Source organism: Vibrio sp. Vb0937 (genome assembly GCF_033338855.1).
In genome coordinates this window covers 1-1652 of sequence record NZ_JAWOTK010000125.1, presented here as the reverse complement: position 1 = coordinate 1652, position 1652 = coordinate 1, and the positions used below count along the sequence as shown (strand labels likewise).

Genomic DNA, 1652 nt, shown 5'->3' with positions numbered 1-1652 from the left:
AGCCACTCATCGCTTATCTTGAGTGCGTCACCTTGAATCGTGACACTAGGAACTTCAAACTGGTTTTCGTATCCATCGCCGCCATCAAGAATATCCACCGTTAAAGAGGCATCATCGTTCAAACCTTCAATTGCCTCTAAGGTAATATCCAATGTTACGGAGGTGGTGTCACCGTCTGAATCTGTTGCATTAACTAACAATGGTATATCCAGGATTTGATCTTTTGACAGATCGAAAGAGCGATATAATTCAAAGGAATACTCTATTTCACTACTCGACTCTAAAGGTAATGTGGATAATAGTTTCGATTGAAAAATATTTACTTCCACCCCACCTTCTAAGATATAGCCAGTAATTGTCGTACCGTCATCAGACAGACGGTAAAGCAACTCACTTTCACTACTCACTAATGTGGGCTGGTTTAATTCGCTAAATCGAAGAGAGTCAACATAATCACTCCCGATATCGAGTTGAAGGCTCCCAGTCTTAAAGATTGCCCCACTTTCTAGATTAATCTCCTCCATTGCAACAACAGTCAAGTTGCTCAACGTAGGATCAACACCATCTTTCAACACGAAATCAATTTCATTCTCTACAAGCGGTGTGGAGTCTAGATCTGTCCCTCCAATGGTCAGCGGGAACGTGACCGTATCACTACTATTGAATTGATCGATAGGATGATCAAGAGTAAGCGAGATTGAAGCTAGTACATCGTTACCCGACTCAATGCCACTCAATGTTAACGTAAATACAGTGACACCATTGGCAAATGCTGTGATTTGCTTTCCACTGGGACTTAACGTGTAGCTAAGCTCATTATCAGAGACTGAGCTTGTAAGCCCTAATGCCTCTAACTTAGTAATGGATGCCCCACCAAAATACAAACTAGTCGGATCAGGGTTATCAGAGCCAGCAATCACATTAACACTGCCTTCGGTGGTTAATAATGCCTCTCCCAGAGGTACTTCTGCTGCGTTTATAGTAGCACTGCCTACATAACCCGCTTGGCCATCTATAATGTCGATAGTTGCGGTTGCTACACCGTAATCTTTTGAATCATCGGCTGCGAGATAATCAAAAACGAGACTTTGCTCAACCGTGTGATCTAAGTTGCGACTGGCATTCAACTGCCAAGAGCCATCTGAAAATACGGTTAATTCACCCTTCTCTAGACTAAAACTTACTGAGCCACCATCAGGGACAGACTGGATCTCTCCTCCGGCTCTGACATATCGAATGTACAAGTCACCATCAATATCAATGTCATTCTCCAGTACATTGCCAGAAATGACTTGGCCTTCGGTTACACTATATGACTCATTTGCGATCACTGGGTCGGCATCACTGATGACGATTTCTAGGGGGGCCACAACCGTCTCTTGTGTACCGTCAGCATCACTTTGAGTGCTTTCAACCAATACGTTAGTCACCAGCTCATCTTGACCTACACCATGATCAATCGCTTCATAAAAAGTAATTTGAACCGTACCATCATCATTGACTTCTGCTGAGAAAACTAATCGGTCGTCAGTCGATGTTCCTTGTAAGCTCAACCCATCTTCTGCAACAACAACGTTAATAGATTGACCGACCGATGTAAGCGCGCTCAAACTTGGCTGCTCTGCATGCAGTGCTGGCACACCATTTTCTAT

The 1652-nt window shown here is 43.5% G+C and carries 1 protein-coding gene; it reads right to left on the bottom strand.

Annotation, left to right across the window (positions count from 1 at the left end):
- Positions 1 to 1652: Ig-like domain-containing protein (locus tag R7P67_RS23695; RefSeq protein ID WP_318086178.1), on the bottom strand; the 1652-nt coding region annotated here is incomplete at both ends.